We start from the raw sequence: 19,828 nt of genomic DNA, 5'->3' as shown, positions 1-19,828 counted from the left end.
AAGCTGATCAGGCATCTGCTGCCAAGTTGGTGTTGACATTGCAAGCCAGTTATTATTTAACTTCGCAATAATTAACATATCAATAGAAATGACGCACGGGCTTTCTGATGATATGTAATCGCCCGGGGCCATCTGGAGGATACCGCATGACTGCGCTTGACGACAACATCAGGAAACTTGACGGTTACCTTGCTCGTTTCCGCGAGACCGGGATTGCCAACCGCATCGCGGGTCAGGATGTGGCCGGAGGCGCCGGCGTTTTCCAATCCACCTCGCCGGTCGACAAGAGCGTCATTTGCGATGTGGCGCATGGCACGGCAGAAGACATCGACAAGGCTGCCAAGGCCGCGGCGGCTGCCTTTGCCGCGTGGCGCGACATGCCCGCATTAGAGCGCAAGCGTATCCTGATCCGGGTGGCCGAGGGGATCGAGGCCCGTGCCGAGGAAATCGCACTCTGCGAGTGTTGGGATACCGGCCAGGCCTATAAATTCATGTCCAAGGCCGCGCTGCGGGGGGCCGAGAACTTTCGTTACTTCGCTGATCAGGTCGTTCAGGCACGCGATGGCCAGCATCTGAAGTCACCAACCCTGATGAATGTGACCACCCGAATTCCCATTGGCCCCGTGGGCGTGATTACGCCGTGGAACACACCGTTCATGCTGTCGACCTGGAAGATTGCGCCCGCGCTTGCGGCGGGTTGCACCGTCGTGCACAAACCTGCCGAGGCCTCGCCTTTGACCGCGCGCTTGCTGGTCGAGATTGCCGAGGACGCGGGCCTGCCGCCCGGTGTGCTGAACACCGTCAACGGATTTGGCGAGGGCGCCGGCAAGGCGCTGTGCGAGCATCCGGCGATCAAGGCTATCGCCTTTGTCGGTGAAAGCCGCACAGGCAGCCTGATCACCAAGCAGGGTGCCGATACCCTGAAACGAAACCATCTTGAGTTGGGCGGCAAGAACCCGGTAATCGTGTTTGATGACGCAAACCTTGATCGTGCGCTCGATGCGGTGATTTTCATGATCTATTCGATCAACGGTGAGCGCTGTACCTCGTCATCGCGGCTGTTGGTTCAGGATACGATCCGCGAAGAGTTTGAGGCGCGACTGATCGAACGGGTCAACAAGATCAAGGTCGGGCATCCGCTGGATCCAAAAACTGAGATCGGCCCGCTCGTTACCGAGGAGCATTTCAACAAGGTCACCAGCTATTTCGACATCGCGAGGGAAGACGGCGCTACGGTCGCTGCCGGTGGTGCGACACTCGGTGACGAAGGTTACTTTATTCGCCCGACGCTTTTCACCAATGCCACCAACCAGATGCGTATCGCTCAGGAAGAGATTTTCGGCCCTGTCCTCACATCGATCCCGTTTGCGACTGAGGACGAGGCCCTAAGCATCGCCAATGACGTTCCCTATGGCCTGACCGGCTATGTCTGGACCAACGACCTGACCCGTGCCTTGCGGTTCACCGACCGGTTGGAGGCGGGCATGATCTGGGTGAATTCTGAAAACGTCCGGCACCTGCCCACGCCGTTTGGCGGGGTCAAGGCCAGCGGCATCGGACGTGACGGCGGCGATTGGTCGTTCGAGTTCTACATGGAGCAAAAGCACATCGGTTTTGCAACCGGCCAACACAAGATCACCAAACTGGGAGCCCTCTGATGCCCGTACCCGCACCCAACCTCTACCCGAACTTCAACACCATCCGCCTGTCGCATGTCTGTCTCAACGTTAAGGATCTCGCGGCATCCAAGGCGTTTTACACTGAAATTCTCGGGCTTCAGATCACCGATGAGAGCGACAGCCATGTCTACCTGCGCGCGATGGAAGAACGTGGCCATCATTGCGTGATCCTGCAAAAATCCGACCTGCCAGGCACCGTCGAAGTCATGGGGTTCAAGACCTTTGATGATGCCGATCTCGACAAAGCTGAACGCTATTTCAAGGCCAAGGGCCGCCCAACTGAATGGCTGGAGCGCCCGTATCAGGGGCGCACTTTGCTGACCTCCGACAATATCGGCATCCCGATTGAGTTCTATCACAAGATGGACAGGCTTGAGCCCATTCATCAGAAATACGCGCTGTATCGCGGGGTAAAGCCGCTGCGGATTGACCACTTCAACTGCTTTTCGCCGGATGTGGATGCCTCGGTCGCGTTCTACAGTGACTTTGGGTTTCGCGTGACGGAATACACCGAAGACGAAGACAGCAAGAAACTGTGGGCGGCGTGGATGCACCGCAAGGGCGGCGTGCACGATATGGCGTTTACCAATGGCACCGGACCACGGATGCATCACGTGGCATTCTGGGTGCCGACGCCGCTTAACATCATTGATCTGCTCGACCTGATGGCCACCACTGGTCATGTCGGCAATATCGAGCGCGGCCCCGGCAGGCACGGCATTTCCAACGCCTTTTTCCTATATATCCTCGATCCCGACGGTCACCGGATCGAGATTTATTGTTCGGACTATCAAACGGTCGATCCTGACCTTGAACCGATCAAATGGGATCTGAAAGACCCGCAGCGCCAAACCCTCTGGGGGGCGCCGGCACCGGAAAGCTGGTTCAAACACGGAACGAAATTTGTAGGTGCCGAAACCCGTAACTCGGAGTTGGCCGCCAGCCCGATTATCGCACCCTGATTGGTAATAGCCCGCGAGACCGACCAGACCTTCTAGGAGTAGACCAAATGAAATTCGCAACCTATTCCGCCGACGAGCAGATGCTTTACGGCGCGGTCACGGACGGCGGGATGATTGCGCTGAACGCAGATTTCCCCGCGTGGCCCACGCTGCTTGATGCGGTGCGCGACAATGGGCTGGCGGCGCTTGCGCAGGCGGCTGAAGGCAAAGCGGTCAGCCACACCAATTTCCAATATGAAATGGTGCTGCCCAACGCCCCGCGCATTCTGTGCGTGGGTGTGAATTTTCCGGACCGCAATGCCGAATACAAGGATGGCAGTGCGCAACCGAAATACATGTCGCTGTTCCCGCGGTTTGCCAGTGGATTCACAGGTCACGACCGCCCGTTGATCCGCCCGCCCGAAAACCACACGCTCGATTACGAGGGAGAGGTTGCCATCGTCATCGGCAAGGCGGGTCGCCGTATCTCGCAGGACAACGCCTATGATCACATTGCTGCCCTGACGTTGTGTAACGAAGGCACCATCCGCGATTGGGTGCGTCATGCAAAGTTCAACGTCACACAGGGCAAGAACTGGGATCGTTCCGGTGCGATCGGGCCGTGGCTTGTTCCATTCACGGATGCCAGCCAGTTGGACGATGCCCGCATCATCACCCGCGTCAACGGCGAGGTCCGTCAGGACGATGTGCTGTCGCGGATGATGTTCCCGATCCGGCGCGAAATCGAATATATCTCGACCTTCATGACGCTGCAGCCCGGCGACATCATCGTGACCGGCACGCCGACGGGGGCAGGGGCGCGGTTCGACCCGCCTCGATATCTGAAACCCGGTGATGTGGTTGAAATCGAAGTGAACGGGATCGGCACGTTGCGCAACACCGTCGAGGACGAAGTGGTTTAAGCGCCCCGAACCGGCACCGGTGCGATATCATCAGAGATCGCTCCGGGCCGACGGTCAAAGCGTATTACGTCATGCAGCAACGGCAGATACCTTGGCACGTTCGCGTGCGTCCTCTCGACGGAAGAACAGGTAATACAGCACCGGTGCCGCAATCAGCGTCAGCACCGAGGCAAACGCCAGCCCGCCCATGATTGTCACGGCCATGGACTGAAAGAAGGCGTCGGAGATCAGCGGTAGCATTCCCAGAATCGTCGTAGCAGCCGCAAGGAAGACCGGGCGTAGACGCGAAGTCGACGCTTCGATGATGGCTTCTGCCAACGCAATGTCAGGCTTTGCCTCGCGCGTCAGGTCAATTTCTTCGACCAGCACGATGCCGTTCTTGATCAGCATTCCCGACAGCGACAGCAACCCTAGAAGCGCTGTGAACGTGAATGGCAGACCCGCACCAAGCAATCCGAGGCTGACCCCGTTGACGGCCATCGGCACCAGCAACCAGATGATAAGCGGCTGGCGCAGCGCGTTGAACAGCAGGACCGATATCAGGATCATAATGATCAGGCTCAGCGGCAATTGCTTGCCCAGCGACTCTTGGGCGTCGGACGAACTTTCGAGTTCGCCGCCCCATTCCTTTTTGTACCCGTTTGGAAGCGGCATCGTCTCGATTGTGTCGCGCACTTCGAGCAGCACTTCGGACGCGGTCATGTCGCGCGGGATATCGGCACCAACGGTGATGACATCTGCGCGGTCGCGGCGCAGGATCAAAGTATCCTCGGCTTCAAAGACAAAGCCTTCAATGACCTGTTGCATTGGGATGTACCCATCGCGGCTTTCGGAATAGAGCACGTGGTCGGTCAGCGCGAGATCGGCATTCTGCTGTGCGCGAATGACGATGGGGATCTGGCGATCACCTTCCCGGAACGTGCCAGCGGTCATGCCTTCGGTTGCGAATTGCATGATCTGGGTTATGTCGGAGCGTGAAATACCGGCGTCCTGTGCGCGATCATCGGCATAGAGTGGGCGCAGTACGAGTTCTTTTTCACGCCAGTCCTGACGCGGGGCGACGATGTTGTCGGATGCGGCGCGCAGCCGTGCAATCGCCTCGTCCGCGAGATCCCGCAAGACCTCGGGATCGGGGCCGGAGAACCGAACCTCGATCGGGGCGCCGCCGCCGGGACCAAAGGCCAGCCGCTTGACGCGAAACTCACCTTGCGGCACCGCGGCCAGCGCGAAACCCTCCAGCGCGTTCATCTCGTCTTCGATCACGTCCAGCGAACTGACCCGCACGATCATGTGCCCATAGCTGGGGTTTGGGTCTTCGCTGTCATAGGTCAACATGAAACGCGAGGCGCCCATGCCAGAGAAAGAGGTGACGCTCTGCACCGCTTCGCGTCCGGTCAGCCAATCTTCGAGAACGACAAGGTCTGCCGAAGTCTGCTGGATCGCCGCGCCCTGTGGCAGCTTGTAATGGACGAAATAAAGCGGTGTGTTGCTGTCGGGGAAGAATTGTTGGCGGATTTGGCCGAACAACGCATAGCACGCAACGGTGCTGACGATCAGCGCCGCGACAACCAGCCACCGCAGGCGAAGGCAGACACGCAGGATGGCGGAATAGGTGCGAAACAGCGCGCCGTCATAACCCATCGCCGCGCCGCTTTCGCCACGCTTGAAAAAGTAGTGACCCAGAAGTGGGGTGACGGTGATCGCCAACACCCAGGAGAGCAGCAGAGAAATCGCGATCACTGCGAAAAGCGAGAACAGAAACTCGCCGGTTGCATCCGGGCTGAGACCGATGCCTGCGAACGCCATGATCCCGATCACGGTTGCACCCAACAGGGGGATTTGCGTCTTGCGCGCCGTTTCTGACGACGCATCGCGCGAGGATTGTCCGCCCAGCATGGCAAATTGCATACCTTCGGCAACAACGATGGCGTTGTCGACCAGCATGCCCATGGCGATGATCAGCGCGCCAAGCGAGATGCGCTCCATCTCGATCGAGGCGAGGGCCATGAAGAACAGAGTACCGACGACCGTCAGCAGCAATGTGGCTCCGACCACGACGGCAGCGCGCCACCCCATGAAGATCGCCAGCACCACCACCACGATGGCCACAGACATGGAGAGGTTCACGAGAAACGCGTTGGAGGCCTGTTCGACCACTTGGTGTTGTTGATAGATCGACTGGATCGAGACCCCCAACGGGATCAAGTCGCGCAGCTCGGCGAGTCTTGCATCGACACGTTTGCCGACCTCGACAATGTTTTCGGTCGAGATACCGGCAACGCCAAGTGTGAACGCCTCGTCCCCATTGTGCCGAACGATCAGGTTGGGCGTGGCCTCGCGCGCGCGGTAAACATCGGTAAAGTCCATCAGGTTCACGACCTGACCACCAACCCCAACAGACAGGGCTGCAATTTCCGAGACGCTGTCAGACCCTTTGGGCCGTTGGATCAAGGTGCGCCCCTGATCGGTCTGGATGGTGCCGCCATCAACGATTTCGTCGGCACTGGCAATCGCGCCCTGAATGGCCGCCGGAGGTATCCCCAACGTGGCGCTGAGCGCGAAATCGGGTTCGATATAGATGACTTCGTTCGGCAACCCCGAAATCGCCACGTCCGAGACACCATCCACCGCGAGCAGTTCCAGCCTCAGGAACTCGGCCAGTTCGTTGATTTCGGCGTCACTGTAGCCCGTCGCCGTCACGGCGAAGTACATCCCAAAGACGTCACCAAAGCTGTCGTTGACAAATGGCACAGACGTGCCGCTTGGCAATTGCGCCTCTCCGACGCGATTGCGAAGTTTGGTCCAGATTTCGGGCAACTCGGTGCCGTCATACTGGTTCTTCATGTTGATCGTGATCCACGACAAACCCGGCTGGTTCATCGTCTCGATATCGTCCACTTCGCTCATCTTCTGGATTTCAGATTCGATGGGTTCGGAGACTTCGCGTGCCACCTCATGCGCCGAGGCGCCGGGGTATTGCGTGACCACAACCGCGGTCTTGATGGTAAAGGCCGGATCCTCCAGCCGCCCGAGCGAGAGGAACCCCCATATCCCGCCCAAAAGGCAAATCAGGATGATGATCCATGTATAGATCGGGCGGTCGATAGACGAGCGTGCGATATCCATGACCTGCTTAGTCCCCGAAACCGACAAAGCGGCGAACGGTGGCGCCGTCTTCAAGCTCGCTCGCGCCGATTGCGACGATTTCCTGTCCCGGCTCGACGCCCGAAAGCACTTCGACCGTTCCGCGATCCGTCGGCGCAATTTCGATCGCCGTGCGGGTCACAGTCCCTTCGTCCGCCCCGGTGGGGGAGAAGACCATGACGCTGGTGCTGGAGTCATTTTCGATGCTGACGGCGGAAATCGGGATCTCGATCCGCGAGGGGCCGAGATGCAGGAGCGCAGTCACCTTGGCAGAGGAACCGGGCAGAATTGGCAGGCCCTCAGGCGGCGTCATGCCCAGAGTGATCTTGTAGGTCTGGCCGACCTGCTCGGTTTCCGCATTATATTCGCGTAGTTGCAGCGGGAACGCCCCTTCGACGGCCGGAAATTCCGCCTGAAGATCAACCTTGGTGGAGCGCCCGGCGCGCTGGAACAGAGTCTCGGGGACGTCGATCTCGATCCGCAGATCAGACATGTCGTGCAACCGCACAACGGGCGTACCCGCAGAGATGGTCGAGAAATTTGGAACCAGTCGGGCCGCAACAACAGAATCAAAGGGTGCGTGCAAAGTGGCCTGTGACAGCGCGCGTTCAGCATTGCGCACGGCGATGTCGGCCAGTTCGACCGCTGTTTCCTCGTCCTGAACGGCGGTTTCACTGACAGCACTTCCCAATAACTTCTGGTAACGCTCGAGCGTTCTGTGGACCTGGACGCTGCGTGCACGTGCTTCATCGCTGGCGAGCTTGAATGGTATCCGATCAAGCGTTGCCACAATCGACCCTGCGGAAATGCTGGCACCTTCCTCGACGGGGAAATCGACGATCTGCCCATCAACCTGAAACGCAAGATCGACGGTCTCGCGTGCCACGACGCGGCCAAAGAACACGCGTTTGATGCCGGTTTCGCCAGCCGGGACGGTCGCCAGTTTCACGATGGGGGATTGCGCCGACCCTGCTACCGGGGCGAGCAGGATCGCAATACAGACGATCAGCCCCCGCAAAATATCGGTCATCGATGAAGCCTCCGCTTCCTGTTTGGACAGATGATGTTGCCGACGTTATCGCCAACATTCCAAAGCGGTGCATCTTATGCCCGTGCGGGAATGTCCAGTACCAGTGCGTGAATAACGGGACGTCACACCATCCTGACCTAAGGACACGCTTAATATGCAGGCTGCTTTCGTCCGCGATGGCCAGCACTTATGGCCAGATTTGCGGGCAAGTGGCTGTCACGATGGCGCTTGCTTAATGCGTGATGAAGATGGACATTGACACTCACGGCGAACTTCTTCAATCGAACTTAATATTTTGAGTTAAGAGAACCTCACAGGCACATGATAATAAATATCAATTCTCATGACTTGATTTGTCATCTGTCAATTCAAGTCTGCACCATACCTTCATCAACCTTAACTCAGGCAACTGCGGCGGTGGGCTTCGCCCCGCAATTTTGGCAGAGGCGTTCGTGATCGAAGATTGGACAGATCGGTTTCAGGGCACCCGAAACCTGCCGCGCCGTGTGCGTGATCGGCTGATCCAGGTCGCCCGTGTCATCCAGTTGAAGAAAGGCCAGCAAGTCTTTGGTCCGTCTAATATTCCTGATAGTCTGTTCTTTCTCTACGAAGGTCGGATACGGGTTTCGCAGACATCAGACAATGGTCGGGAAATCGTGCTTTATCGCGTCGATGCCGGTGACAGCTGTGTTCTGACCACCGCCTGCATGCTCGCAGAGGAGGCCTATAACGCCGAAGGCATCGCCGAGACCGACATTACCGCCGTGGTGTTGCCAAAACCCGCCTTTGATCAGCTAGCTGCAGAGGAGGACGCCTTTCGCAACTTTGTCTTTGCCGCCTATTCGCGGCGTCTGATCGACCTGCTGCGTGTTGTGGATGACGTGGCATTCGGGCGACTTGATATGCGACTGGCGGCACGGCTGCTGGAACTCGCCGGAGACCGCAAAGAGATCCCAGCGACACACCAGCAGTTGGCCAGCGAACTTGGGACTGCGCGAGAAGTTATCTCGCGGGTGCTTCAGGATTTTCAGAAGCGCGAGATGATTGCACAGTCACGCGGGCGCATCGCCTTGCTGGACAAAGCGGCATTGGCAACCCTTGCCAACAGCGACTGAAAAACAATGCCAACTTTTTCGATTTGGGTGACAATGTCACTGAAAGGATCGCGTGGGCGGCGTATCTGACCTCTATAGCGCTTCGACTTTAACGAGTAACGTCGCCTAGCATCTAACGCGGTGAAATCTATGATCTCGGATAGTGCAGGGTGATTCAGGTTTAAGTTGAAACGCTCTAGCTTAGATGACTGGAGGTTATCATGTCGATCAATGTTGGAACACTCGACCGCGTGCTTCGCGTGCTTCTTGGTTTGGGACTTTTGTATCTTGCCTTTCTGAGTGGGTTGCCTGCTCTTGACGGTGCGCTCCTGAAATATGGTGCGGCGATCGTTGGCATCGTGATGCTGGTCGTTGCTGTCACTCGGGTCTGTCCGATCTATTCGATCTTTGGTCTCAAGACCTGCCGGGCCTGAGCCATGGAAACGGATTTCACCCCCCTCAGTTCGTTTGGTGGCGGTCTCGCCATCGGTCTGGGTGCCGTTCTGTTGATGCTTGGTCTTGGCCGCATCCTTGGCGCCACGGGTATCATGTCGGGCCTCGTCTTTGCGGAAAGCAAGGATGAGGGCCTCTGGCGTGGCGCGATGGTGGTTGGCATGATCCTGGCCCCTGGGCTGATCTTTGCGGTGACCGGCACCATGCCCGCCATCGACGTGCCGATCAGCCCCACCATGATTGCAATCGGTGGTGTCATCGTCGGTTTTGGCGCCAGCCTTGGATCAGGCTGCACTTCCGGCCACGGGGTCTGCGGATTGTCACGCCTGTCGATCAGGTCGATGGTCGCTGTGCCGACTTTCATGGCCACCGCGGCAATCACCGTTTTCCTGATCCGCCACGTTTTTGGAGGCTAGATCATGAAACTGATATTTGCATTGCTTACCGGGTTGGTCTTTGGCATCGGCATCGCTGTATCCGGTATGATGAACCCCGCAAAGGTGCTGAATTTCTTTGATGTTGCAGGCACTTGGGACCCAAGCCTCGCCTTTGTGATGGGCGGTGCCGTGGTCGTCACGTTCGTCGGATACCGGCTCGTCTGGCGCAGAGCGGCGCCACTGTTCGGCGGTCGCTTTCAATTGCCAAGTTCAACCGCGATCGACGCAAAGCTTGTTGGCGGTTCGGCGCTCTTCGGCATCGGCTGGGGCATTGCAGGGTTCTGCCCCGGTGCAGCATTGCCCGCGTTAGGGACCGGACGCTGGGAGGTTGCCCTGTTTCTTGTCGCTGTTGCCGGCGGGTTCTACTTGCGCCGCCTTCTGACCCCCACAAAGCGCGCAGACATTGCAACCTGACGCGCCCGAGACACTCTAATGGAGGAAAACATGACCGATTATCCCGTGAACATGGACGTCAAACCAGATGTACAGGCGTTCTTTGACGACGCCACCAACACGATCAGCTATATCGTAAAGGACCCGTCCTCGGACGCCTGCGCGATTGTCGATAGCGTGATGGATATCGACTATGCTGCCGGGCGCATCACCTATGACCATGCGGACACTTTGATCCGACAGATCGAAGCGCAGAACCTCAAGCTGGAATGGATCATTGAGACCCATGTCCATGCCGATCACCTGAGCGCCGCGCCCTATATCCAGCAAAAGCTGGGCGGCAAGATCGGCATCGGCTCAAAGATCATGGTGGTGCAGGATACCTTTGGAAAGGTGTTCAATGAGGGCACCGAATTTCAACGGGACGGCAGCCAGTTCGACGCGCTGTTCGAAGACGGCGACACCTATCAGATTGGCAATATGCAGGCATTCGCCATGTATACGCCCGGCCATACACCGGCTTGCATGGTGCATGTGATGGGCGATGCGGCCTTTGTCGGCGACACGCTCTTTATGCCGGATGGCGGGTCGGCGCGTGCGGACTTTCCCGGAGGTGATGCCGGAATGCTGTATGACAGCATACAGAAGGTTCTGGCACTTCCCGATGCGATGCGCCTGTTCATGTGCCACGACTATGGCCCCAACGGCCGCGACATTCAGTGGGAAACCTCGGTTGGTGAGGAGAAAGCGCACAATATTCACGTCGGCGGCGGCAAGACCAAGGAAGAGTTCGTCAAGTTCCGCACCGAGCGCGACGCGCAGCTTGCGATGCCAAGGCTCATCATACCGTCGCTGCAGGTAAATATGCGGGCAGGGGAGGTGCCGACCGACAAGGACGGTAATCCAATGCTCAAAGTACCGGTCAACGGTCTTTGATCGCAGGGGAGGAGAGACATATGGACCTCAGACAAATCTCGCCCAGGATCAGCGTCAGCCCGCAGATAATGCCGGATGATATGGATGCCATCAAAGCCGAAGGTATTCGTGCGATCATCTGCAATCGTCCCGATGGCGAGGGGGCGGACCAACCGAACTTTGACGAGATCGAAGCCGCCGCCAAGGCCGCAGGGATCGAAACGCGTTATGTGCCGGTGCAAAGCGGCATGGTTACCGACGCGGATGTCGAAGCATTCGGTACCGCTCTGGAGGATTTGCCGCGGCCGGTCTTGGCTTATTGCCGTACCGGCACACGGTCGGCGACGCTTTGGTCGTTTCACGAGTCACAGAAGCGGCCAATGGCCGACATTCTGGCCGCAACCAAGGCCGCCGGCTATGACATGAACGGCGTCGCGCGGCGTATCGCCAACGGCGGCAAGACGCCAACCGACACCGGAGATGCGAAGTTTGATGTTGTGATCGTTGGGGCAGGCGCGGGCGGTATTTCGGTCGCCGCCAGTCTGAAATCGCGCAAGTCGGACCTATCCATTGCTATTATCGATCCGGCGGACATTCACTATTACCAACCGGGGTGGACGATGGTTGGCGGTGGCATCTTTCAGGCAAGCGAAACCGCAAAAACCATGGGGTCGCTTATCCCGCACGGTGTAAAGTGGATCAAGGCAGCCGTTGCTGCCTTTGAACCTGAAAACAACGCGGTGATCCTCGATGGCTGTCGAGTGGTGAAATATGATCGCCTTGTTGTGGCGCCAGGCTTAAAGCTCGACTGGAGCGCGGTTGAGGGGTTGGAAGAGACCCTTGGTCACAATGGGGTAACTTCGAATTATCGTTATGATCTAGCGCCTTATACATGGCAGCTTGTTCAAAAGTTGAAGTCTGGGCGCGCGTTGTTTACGCAGCCGCCAATGCCGATCAAATGCGCGGGTGCGCCACAAAAGGCGATGTACCTGTCAGGGGATGCATGGTTTCGGCGCGGCGTTCTGAAAGATATCGATATTCAGTTCATGAACGCTGGCGGCGTTCTATTTGGTGTAAAGGATTACGTCCCAGCTTTAATGCAATACATTAAGAAATACGATACCACGTTGAACTTCTTTCACAATCTGATCTCTGTCGATGGACCGGCCAAGACCGCGACGTTCAAGATTACAAAGCCGGACACCACACCCGAAACGGTGACGGTTGAGTTTGACATGATGCATGTCTGCCCGCCCCAAACAGCTCCTGATTTCATCCGGGTATCGCCGCTTGCTGATGCGGCAGGCTGGGTCGACGTGGATCAGGCGACGCTCCGCCACAAGAACTATGATAACATCTGGTCTCTGGGTGATGTGATGAACGCGCCAAACGCCAAAACGGCGGCGGCGGCACGCAAGCAGGCCCCGACGGTCGCCGACAATATCGTGGCGGATGTCGCAGGGCGGTCACCAACGGCGGCTTATGATGGTTATGGATCATGCCCATTAACGGTCGAGCGGGGCAAGATCGTTCTGGCAGAGTTCGGCTATGGTGGCGTTCTGAAGCCTAGTTTTCCACCCCTCTTCTTGGACGGCACCAAGCCGTCGCGTGCGGCGTGGTTCCTGAAAGAAAAAATGTTGCCGCCGATCTACTGGCAGGCGATGTTGCGCGGCAAGGAATGGATGGCCAAACCTGAAAAGCTGAAGGTTGCGGCAGAATAAGCAAGACCGGTCTGTCACCACAACGACCGGTTTCAGGGCGAAACCCCACTGGGCGGTCCGCGCAATCGACGCGGATCGTCTCCTATCTGAAATGACTGAATATGCCTGACCTTCGCCGCTATTTGCCTGTTCTTGAATGGGGTCGCACCTATGATCGGAGCGCCCTGTCCAACGATACGATCGCGGCAGTGATTGTGACGATCATGCTGATACCACAGTCGCTCGCCTATGCGTTGCTGGCCGGCTTGCCGCCAGAGGCGGGCATCTATGCATCGATCGCCCCGATCATTCTCTATGCAATCTTTGGCACCAGCCGCGCGCTCGCAGTTGGCCCCGTCGCCGTGGTGTCGCTCCTGACTGCATCCGCCATTGGCCAGGTCGCAGAGCAGGGGACAGCGGGGTATGCGGTGGCCGCCCTGACGCTGGCCTTTCTGTCGGGCGGATTTCTGCTGTTGCTGGGTGTCTTGCGCCTTGGCTTTCTCGCAAACTTTCTCAGTCATCCGGTGATCGCGGGTTTCATCACGGCCTCGGGCATCCTGATTGCCACCAGTCAGCTCAAGCATATTCTGGGTATCAGCGCCCACGGGCACACGCTGCCCGAAATGGTAACCTCGCTGCTTGCTTCACTCAACGAAGTCAACCTGATCACCATGTTGATCGGCGTTCTTGCGGTCATGTTTCTTTTCTGGGTCCGCAAGGGATTGAAACCCTTTCTGAAACGGCTTGGCGCGTCACCGATGGTCGCTGACATCGCCACCAAGGCCGGACCAGTCGGGGCGGTTGTCGTAACAACGCTTGCCGTCTGGGGGTTCGGGCTGGACGCGTCAGGGGTCAAGATCGTTGGCGAGGTGCCTCAAAGCCTGCCTCCCTTGACGATGCCCGGCCTGTCTGGCGAGTTGGTGCAGGCGCTGCTGGTTCCGGCGATCCTGATTTCGGTAATCGGATTTGTGGAATCGGTCTCCGTTGCACAAACGCTGGCCGCTAAGAAACGCCAGCGCATTGATCCCAATCAGGAACTTATCGGGCTGGGAGCGGCTAATATCGGCGCGGCCTTTACCGGGGGATACCCGGTAACAGGCGGCTTTTCCCGGTCCGTTGTGAATTTCGATGCTGGTGCAGAAACACCCGCGGCAGGAGCTTATACGGCTGTTGGGCTCGCCATCGCCGCCGTGGCGCTGACACCGCTGGTCTATTATCTGCCAAAGGCGACGCTAGCGGCCACGATCATTGTTGCAGTCCTCAGTCTGATCGATTTGTCCATTCTAAAGAAGACCTGGGGCTATGCACGCGCAGATTTCATAGCTGTCGTTGCAACGATCCTGCTGACGCTGGGGCTTGGGGTTGAGGTCGGCGTGGCAAGCGGCGTGATCGTCTCAATCCTCTTGCATCTGCACAAGACGTCGCGCCCACACGTAGCCGAGGTTGGCCGCGTGCCGGGCAGCGAACATTTTCGGAATATCCATCGACACAAGGTCGAAACCGATCCGTCGCTGGTGACACTCCGCGTCGACGAAAGCCTTTACTTCGTAAACGCGCGGTTCTTGGAAGAGTTGATCCAGAAACGTGTGACCGAAGGGTGTGAGATCCGCAATGTCGTCCTCATGTTTTCAGCTGTAAACGACGTGGATTTCTCGGCACTGGAAAGTCTCGAAGCCGTCAATCAGCGACTGTCGGATATGGGTGTAGGGTTGCATCTGTCGGAGGTGAAAGGCCCGGTCATGGATCGGCTGAAGAGAGCGCATCTTATCAATGACTTGAACGGTCAGGTGTTCTTGTCCCAGTACGACGCTTGGTTGGCGCTCAATCAACTGCGGTCAGAGCGCCCCGGCAACACCGCCGCCGAATGATCTGAGTGTTTGATCCCACAGATGGAGCATGTTTTCTAGGGTTTGAGGGTCGTTTCGGAAAACGCGGATTCGACGTGTCTTTCGCAGTCCAAGAAGCCATCGATCGACACCTTCAAGCTGAGCACAAACGTACGTTCTAGATCGTTCGCCGTGATTTTCGTCTCTGATCAGATATAGATGCATAATAACATAATCATGATTATAGGGAAAATGGACTTCAACCCGTCCATAGCCTTAAAACGGTCTGGAAATTGTGGTCAAACCAATGACTTGAATGGAGTTTGTCGCGTCGAATGCGTTACTCCCGGTTAGTTCAAGATGGCCTGCACATCGTTGATGTTCATTACCGAGAGTTCATGTAATTTTCGCACTGACCCGCCTAAACCGAAGCGTTCGGCTGTTACTTGCGAGTGATTGCTTTGAAGTCCGCTATGGCGTTTTCATAGACCTCTATTGTTTGATCGGCCACAGTGTCCGGGTTGTAGAGTTCTTGACAATCGAGCCAGGTTTGTCGCGCGAGCGTTTTCGTCAGATCGACATCGTTCAACATTCTTTGGCAGGCCGCCACCATTGCCGATTGGTCTTGGCTGGGGACAAGAAGGCCGTTGTGCTCGTTTTGAATGACTTCAGGGATTCCGCCAACCGCCGTCGAGACGATCGGACAACCAAGCGACATCGCTTCGAGAAGCATATATCCCATGGTCTCGTATTGGCTGGCGATGACGGTGAGGTAATGACTCGTCCGCATTGCCATGAGATCCGCATGTTTCATTTGCCCGCGGTAATCAATGCGGGATCGCAGGGATTCGTCGAAATTCTGGCGAACGAAGTCTTCGAAGCAGAGCGGTTCGTCATCGGTTTTCAGGCCGGAATCGGGGCCGACGAATGTAAGCCTGAGATCTGGATTGCTAGCGGCGAGTTCCGAAAAGGCGCGGAGGATGAGATCTCCGCCTTTGATACTGTCAAAACGGCCGACGTATAGGATCTTGTTCCTGTCGCAGGTCTCGGCGCTCCAGATCTCCCTCTCCGGTGCAGCGACGATCGGCAATGGAATAATGGCACTCCGCGCCAATTCGAGATTGTAGTGCTCTCTGACGGAGTCGAGCACCGAGGTGCAGGACGTTGTAATGTAGTGGGCAGCCTTGATTGCCTGGCCTTCTTGTTTTTCCCGCTGTTGGTTCATCGGCGTGTATGTATGCGCGTCATTGAACCTTCCGGTCGAAAAGAACGGCCCGTGCAGACGCACGACAACCGGGACAATGTTCAAGCGCGAGACCTGGCCATTCCAACCAAAGGCCTCCTCGATCTCAATGACCTCGACACCTTTTTCCTCGACCAACATTCGGGCCGCGAGGCGTATCTTGTTCGCGTGTTCCACACTTGCCAGAGGCAAGGACGAAACCTTGGCTACTATGCGCCGCCAGAGCCGGGAAAGGCGCCCATCTCTGAAGTCATTCAGGTTGATCGTATATTTATCATCTTCGGTCGGATCCGGCGTCAGGACATAAACGTCGTGACCGAGAGAGCGCAGGGACGACACCAGCTGGGCTGTGTAGGTAACTATTCCTGATGCTTCGTGGCCAGCAGGCCAGGATGAGACGTAAATTGCTATTTTCATTCACTTACCAAACTGCGTGTCCACAATCAAAAAACTAGGGAGGCCCAATGGACCTGTCCACGTCTATCTGTTGGCCCTAGGCTATTGCCGCCCAAGCTTGCGCCATGCCCCATCCTACCGCCGCCCCGACGGGCAAAAGTGGTATCAGCCTGATCTCGTGCAGCAGGGAAACCCAGCCTTCGCCGCGTCCCATTCTTAGCAGGATGATTGTTTCAGGTATGCGATGCAGGGCGACAACGTAAAGGGCGGCAGTCACCGACCCAAAGCCCCAGATCGCGACCACAAGGCCAATCCAGACCGTTGCCGCGCGCACCAAGCTGAGCATTGTCATCTCGCGGAACCGGCGTTGCGCGCTGTAGGCTTCGCGCAAGAGGCCCGGGCCGATCAGGATCAGTCCCACGGCGAGAATCTGGATCATCCCGGCAACATCGGCATAGCGGTCATCATAAATGATGTGCACTAGCGTCGGCGCAAAGGTCATGAGAGCGCCTGCGCCAAACATCGATAACCCATCAAACAGGACGCGGTAGCGATAGTACCGTCGACGCAGAGTCGCGGGCTCACCATCCTTTTGCAGCTCGGTGAACACCTGCAACCCCATCTGTGCATGGATGGCGTTGAGAAACATCTCGACCATGTCCACGATCTGACGGGCAATATAGTAGAAGCCAAAAGAACTCGCCGACATGGCAAAGCCGAAGACAAAGCGGTCGGCCATTGTGATCACCGCCGTCAGGGCCGAATGACCAATGATCCATTTCCCACGCTCGATGATCAGCCTGAAATCCGCAAAGTTCCAGCTCAGCCGCATCGTGGGGCCGGTGAACATGACATAGCTCAGCACGACCATGAAGAACGCTCGCGCCAGATTGCCCAGCACAAGCGCCCAGATATTGCGCAGCCAGAAGGCCAGCGCGATGGTGATGACGGTTGTCAGGACTAGGGTGATCAGTGTCTCGACACTGACCTGACGAAACTTCATTTCGCGCTCATAGACAAACTTGGCAGGCGAAGCGAAACCGCCGATGATCGAAACTCCACCAATGGCTGCGATGGCCAATGGCAGCGTCACATCGCCGTAACTGGATTGGGCGGGGAACAGGTGCGTCCCCTGCCCCCATGCAATTCCAAAGGCCAACAGAATGCAAACGAAAAAGATCAGAATCCCACGCAGAATCTGCGCGGTCCAGCACGAACGCAGAAAACCGTCATCCAGTTCGCCTTCTTTCGTCAGGATCAGCGAACGCACACCAAGGTCGGAAAACATCTCCAGAATGAAGATGAAGGTCATGACAACAGCAAAAACGCCAAAGATCTCGGGCGTTAGGATCCGCGTCAGGATGATGGTCGAAACGATCCGCGCAACCACCTGCATCGCAAAAACCATCGTCGACAGCGCCGCCGATGCGAGGATCTTGCCGCGCAGGCTCTCCCGGTCCGAGAGGATGCCGGATATGCGCCGGCTCAGGTTTCGCACGGCGCGTCCAATGTTGTTGGCATGACCCTACCCCGGTTCATCCTAATATCCGAACAGATTGGCCTGAATGATCCCTTTGCGGATCAGGGCGTCGCGGTCCGCTTCGGGTTTCCAGCCAAGCACCTTTTTGGTGTGCGCATTGCTGAACGGCGACAGATGTCCGCGCGATTTCCAATCACTGTAGGATTGGTTTTTCAAATCCTTGAGGCCGACAACATAGCGCTTGAGTAAATACTTGATGGTGCCGGAGAGATAGAAGGTCCAAAAGGCACCCCGTTTCACCTCGATCCTTGCGCCAAGCGCTTCGTGGATCGCGTCAAAATAATCCCGAGCGCTCATCATCGGTTCACCAATCAGGTTGAATGACTGGCCCACGGCCTCGTCCGTATCGATCATCGCGATCAGCGCGTCCGAGATGTCGTCGATCAGCACGAATGGCAGGATGTTGCGTCCGTTGCCCCAGATCCGAACAGCACCGGCACCGTGCCAGCGTCCGATACCCCAGTGTTGCAATGGCCCGCCTTCGCCGATCACAATGCCGGGTCGGGCGATCACAAGCGGCAGCCCCTTGTTTTTATGCATCTCCATCAGCCGTTTTTCGCATTCCGCCTTGGACCGGGCATAGAGATTGCGATCACTCATGTCGTCGCCAAAACCAGTGTCCTCGGTGATGGTCCGCCCCGGATCAGACATGTCGTAGGATGCAATCGTACCAGTATACACCAAGCGTTTGACACCGGCATCCATTGCGGCTTCGGCGACGCGAACCGCGACGCCCACGTCATTTTCCAGGCACCCTTCCCAGGTGCTATCCATCGATTTCGCCAGATTATAGACGACGTCGATGCCTTTCATGGCGTCTGTCAGCCCGTCCTTGTCGCGCAGGGACACCGCGACCGTCTCGACCTGATCGGCAATATCCTCAAAGGGACCATGACGGCCCCGGCTCAGGACGCGCACCTGACGACCGCTTTTGACCAATGCGCGTGTCAGGTGCCTGCCGATGAACCCTGTGCCGCCGATAACCATCGCGGTGGGTTGCAAAGGCGCGGCCGGAACCACCGGTGCAGGGCGCGCGGTATAGGTTTCAGGGATTAGGTCGGCAGTTTGCTCGATCGCGCTGATGACCTTGTTCGCGGAGCCGACGGAAAAGCGATCATCAACGTCACGCTTTTCGCGGATCGCGTCATAGAAGCCGTTAAATGCCCCCAAAAAGCTAAGCGCATAGGGGGATTTGCGGTTGAGCGAGATGAGTTGCCGCGCCCCGTTGACCACACCCTCGCGCAGATACTGACCGGCTAGGCCCATCTGTTGGCGAAACGGATTGATTACAATGTCGGATGTGTTCTCGCGTCGCACCATCAGGGTATCGGCGGCATAGTCGAGCCGCGCCATGGCCGATGATCCATGCACCACCACGGATCGATCATCCATCGTTTCGACCAGATCCAGATTGAATGTCAGATCAACCGCCCCTGCCCGCGCCCGAACCTGCCAGCATTGCGGGCGAATGTGCCCACCCGGCAGCGTAACCGGCTTGCTTGCCTCGAGACGAAAATCGGTTGCCTCGCCGAACAGATCCACGGCAAAGGCGTAAAGGTGTGGCCCCAGTTCAAACAGCAGGTTGCGTGCTTCCTGCAACATCCACAACCCGTAAGGCCCGGACCGCAAGGGCGCGAGTGGAAAACGCCAGTTGAATTCTGCACTGTCAATGCGCCCCAACGCGCCCGTCTGACAGGCCTCTTTCAGCCGACCGTAGGATGGAACGCCCAGAAAGTTGTGGCAAACTGCGATTTGTTTCCCGGAGTCCGCCGCAGCGGCTTCAACCGCCTCGCAATCTGCCATAGAGAGAGCAAATGGTTTTTCCACCATGACATGAAAACCAAGGGCCAGACATTGCTGGGCCAGGTTGGCATGAATATGGGGCGGCGTCAGGATGTGGACAGCGTCACAGACATTGGCGGCGGCCAGTTCCTCGACCGAGTTGAACGCTTGAATCCCGTATGTCCCAGCAAAATCCGACGCGGCCGCAGGCGAGACATCGCAGATCGCTGTAAGGGCGACATCCTTGGTCGCGCGCAGCGCGTTGGCGTGCCAGGTGGCGATATATCCGGCTCCGATCAGGCCGACACGAATGGGGTTCTGAGACATGATTT

Annotated in this window: 15 protein-coding genes; 10 read left to right on the top strand and 5 right to left on the bottom strand. The window is 57.4% G+C overall.

Translation table 11 applies throughout. The features are described 5' to 3' along the window. Positions 1-146: 146 nt before the first annotated feature. Genes hpaE through ABJO75_RS15505 form a run of 3 tightly spaced genes read left to right on the top strand, consistent with a single transcriptional unit; the run spans position 147 to position 3,543 of the window. Positions 147-1,658 (top strand): 5-carboxymethyl-2-hydroxymuconate semialdehyde dehydrogenase, encoded by a 1,512-nt coding sequence (gene hpaE / locus ABJO75_RS15515; RefSeq protein WP_348134409.1) that lies wholly within the window; start codon positions 147-149, stop codon positions 1,656-1,658. After that, complete coding sequence (gene hpaD / locus ABJO75_RS15510; protein WP_348134407.1) at positions 1,658-2,641, top strand: 3,4-dihydroxyphenylacetate 2,3-dioxygenase; 984 nt, start codon at positions 1,658-1,660, stop codon at positions 2,639-2,641. The genes hpaE and hpaD overlap by 1 nt, the downstream gene beginning before the upstream one ends. A 47-nt stretch (positions 2,642-2,688) precedes the next feature. Continuing rightward, on the top strand, positions 2,689-3,543 hold the full coding sequence (locus ABJO75_RS15505) for a fumarylacetoacetate hydrolase family protein (protein WP_348134406.1): 855 nt from the start codon (positions 2,689-2,691) through the stop codon (positions 3,541-3,543). A gap of 69 nt (positions 3,544-3,612) precedes the next feature. On the opposite strand, the gene ABJO75_RS15500 is transcribed toward ABJO75_RS15505, so the two are convergent. Together ABJO75_RS15500 and ABJO75_RS15495 are read right to left on the bottom strand one after the other, a co-directional pair. Continuing rightward, entirely contained in the window at positions 3,613-6,669 is a 3,057-nt protein-coding gene (locus ABJO75_RS15500) for an efflux RND transporter permease subunit (protein WP_348134405.1), read from the bottom strand. 7 nt (positions 6,670-6,676) lie between these two features. Beyond that, a complete protein-coding gene (locus ABJO75_RS15495; protein WP_348134403.1) occupies positions 6,677-7,717 on the bottom strand; it encodes an efflux RND transporter periplasmic adaptor subunit in 1,041 nt (346 codons plus the stop codon). Between the two features lie 452 nt (positions 7,718-8,169). Between ABJO75_RS15495 and ABJO75_RS15490 the strand changes: the two genes are divergently transcribed. From ABJO75_RS15490 to sulP, 7 genes are all read left to right on the top strand, one after another. Further along, positions 8,170-8,832, top strand: coding sequence for a Crp/Fnr family transcriptional regulator (locus tag ABJO75_RS15490; protein WP_348134401.1), 663 nt, complete (start codon positions 8,170-8,172; stop codon positions 8,830-8,832). A 200-nt stretch (positions 8,833-9,032) separates the two neighbouring features. Then, positions 9,033-9,245 (top strand): DUF2892 domain-containing protein, encoded by a 213-nt coding sequence (locus ABJO75_RS15485; RefSeq protein WP_348134399.1) that lies wholly within the window; start codon positions 9,033-9,035, stop codon positions 9,243-9,245. A gap of 3 nt (positions 9,246-9,248) precedes the next feature. Then, complete coding sequence (locus ABJO75_RS15480) at positions 9,249-9,680, top strand: YeeE/YedE thiosulfate transporter family protein (protein ID WP_348134397.1); 432 nt, start codon at positions 9,249-9,251, stop codon at positions 9,678-9,680. Positions 9,681-9,683: 3 nt separating this feature from the next. After that, complete coding sequence (locus ABJO75_RS15475; protein ID WP_348134395.1) at positions 9,684-10,115, top strand: DUF6691 family protein; 432 nt, start codon at positions 9,684-9,686, stop codon at positions 10,113-10,115. A 30-nt stretch (positions 10,116-10,145) separates the two neighbouring features. Continuing rightward, on the top strand, positions 10,146-11,030 hold the full coding sequence (locus ABJO75_RS15470) for an MBL fold metallo-hydrolase (RefSeq protein WP_348134393.1): 885 nt from the start codon (positions 10,146-10,148) through the stop codon (positions 11,028-11,030). Positions 11,031-11,050: 20 nt separating this feature from the next. Then, entirely contained in the window at positions 11,051-12,730 is a 1,680-nt protein-coding gene (locus tag ABJO75_RS15465) for a TIGR01244 family sulfur transferase (RefSeq protein WP_348134391.1), read from the top strand. Positions 12,731-12,831: 101 nt separating this feature from the next. After that, the gene (gene sulP / locus ABJO75_RS15460) at positions 12,832-14,577 is read left to right on the top strand and encodes a sulfate permease (RefSeq protein ID WP_348134389.1); all 1,746 of its coding nucleotides are present in this window, start codon (positions 12,832-12,834) and stop codon (positions 14,575-14,577) included. A gap of 400 nt (positions 14,578-14,977) precedes the next feature. On the opposite strand, the gene ABJO75_RS15455 is transcribed toward sulP, so the two are convergent. The 3 genes from ABJO75_RS15455 to ABJO75_RS15445 form a co-directional block, all read right to left on the bottom strand. Next, a complete protein-coding gene (locus ABJO75_RS15455) occupies positions 14,978-16,195 on the bottom strand; it encodes a glycosyltransferase family 4 protein (protein WP_348134387.1) in 1,218 nt (405 codons plus the stop codon). A 76-nt stretch (positions 16,196-16,271) separates the two neighbouring features. Continuing rightward, on the bottom strand, positions 16,272-17,672 hold the full coding sequence (locus ABJO75_RS15450; protein WP_348134386.1) for an oligosaccharide flippase family protein: 1,401 nt from the start codon (positions 17,670-17,672) through the stop codon (positions 16,272-16,274). A gap of 42 nt (positions 17,673-17,714) precedes the next feature. Further along, a complete protein-coding gene (locus tag ABJO75_RS15445; RefSeq protein ID WP_348134384.1) occupies positions 17,715-19,823 on the bottom strand; it encodes an NAD-dependent epimerase/dehydratase family protein in 2,109 nt (702 codons plus the stop codon). Positions 19,824-19,828 lie beyond the last annotated feature (5 nt).

It is taken from the genome of Sedimentitalea sp., from assembly GCF_039973035.1.
GTDB lineage: Bacteria > Pseudomonadota > Alphaproteobacteria > Rhodobacterales > Rhodobacteraceae > Sedimentitalea.
Note: the sequence above shows the minus strand (reverse complement) of the source record. Positions and strands in the feature narration are given on the sequence as shown.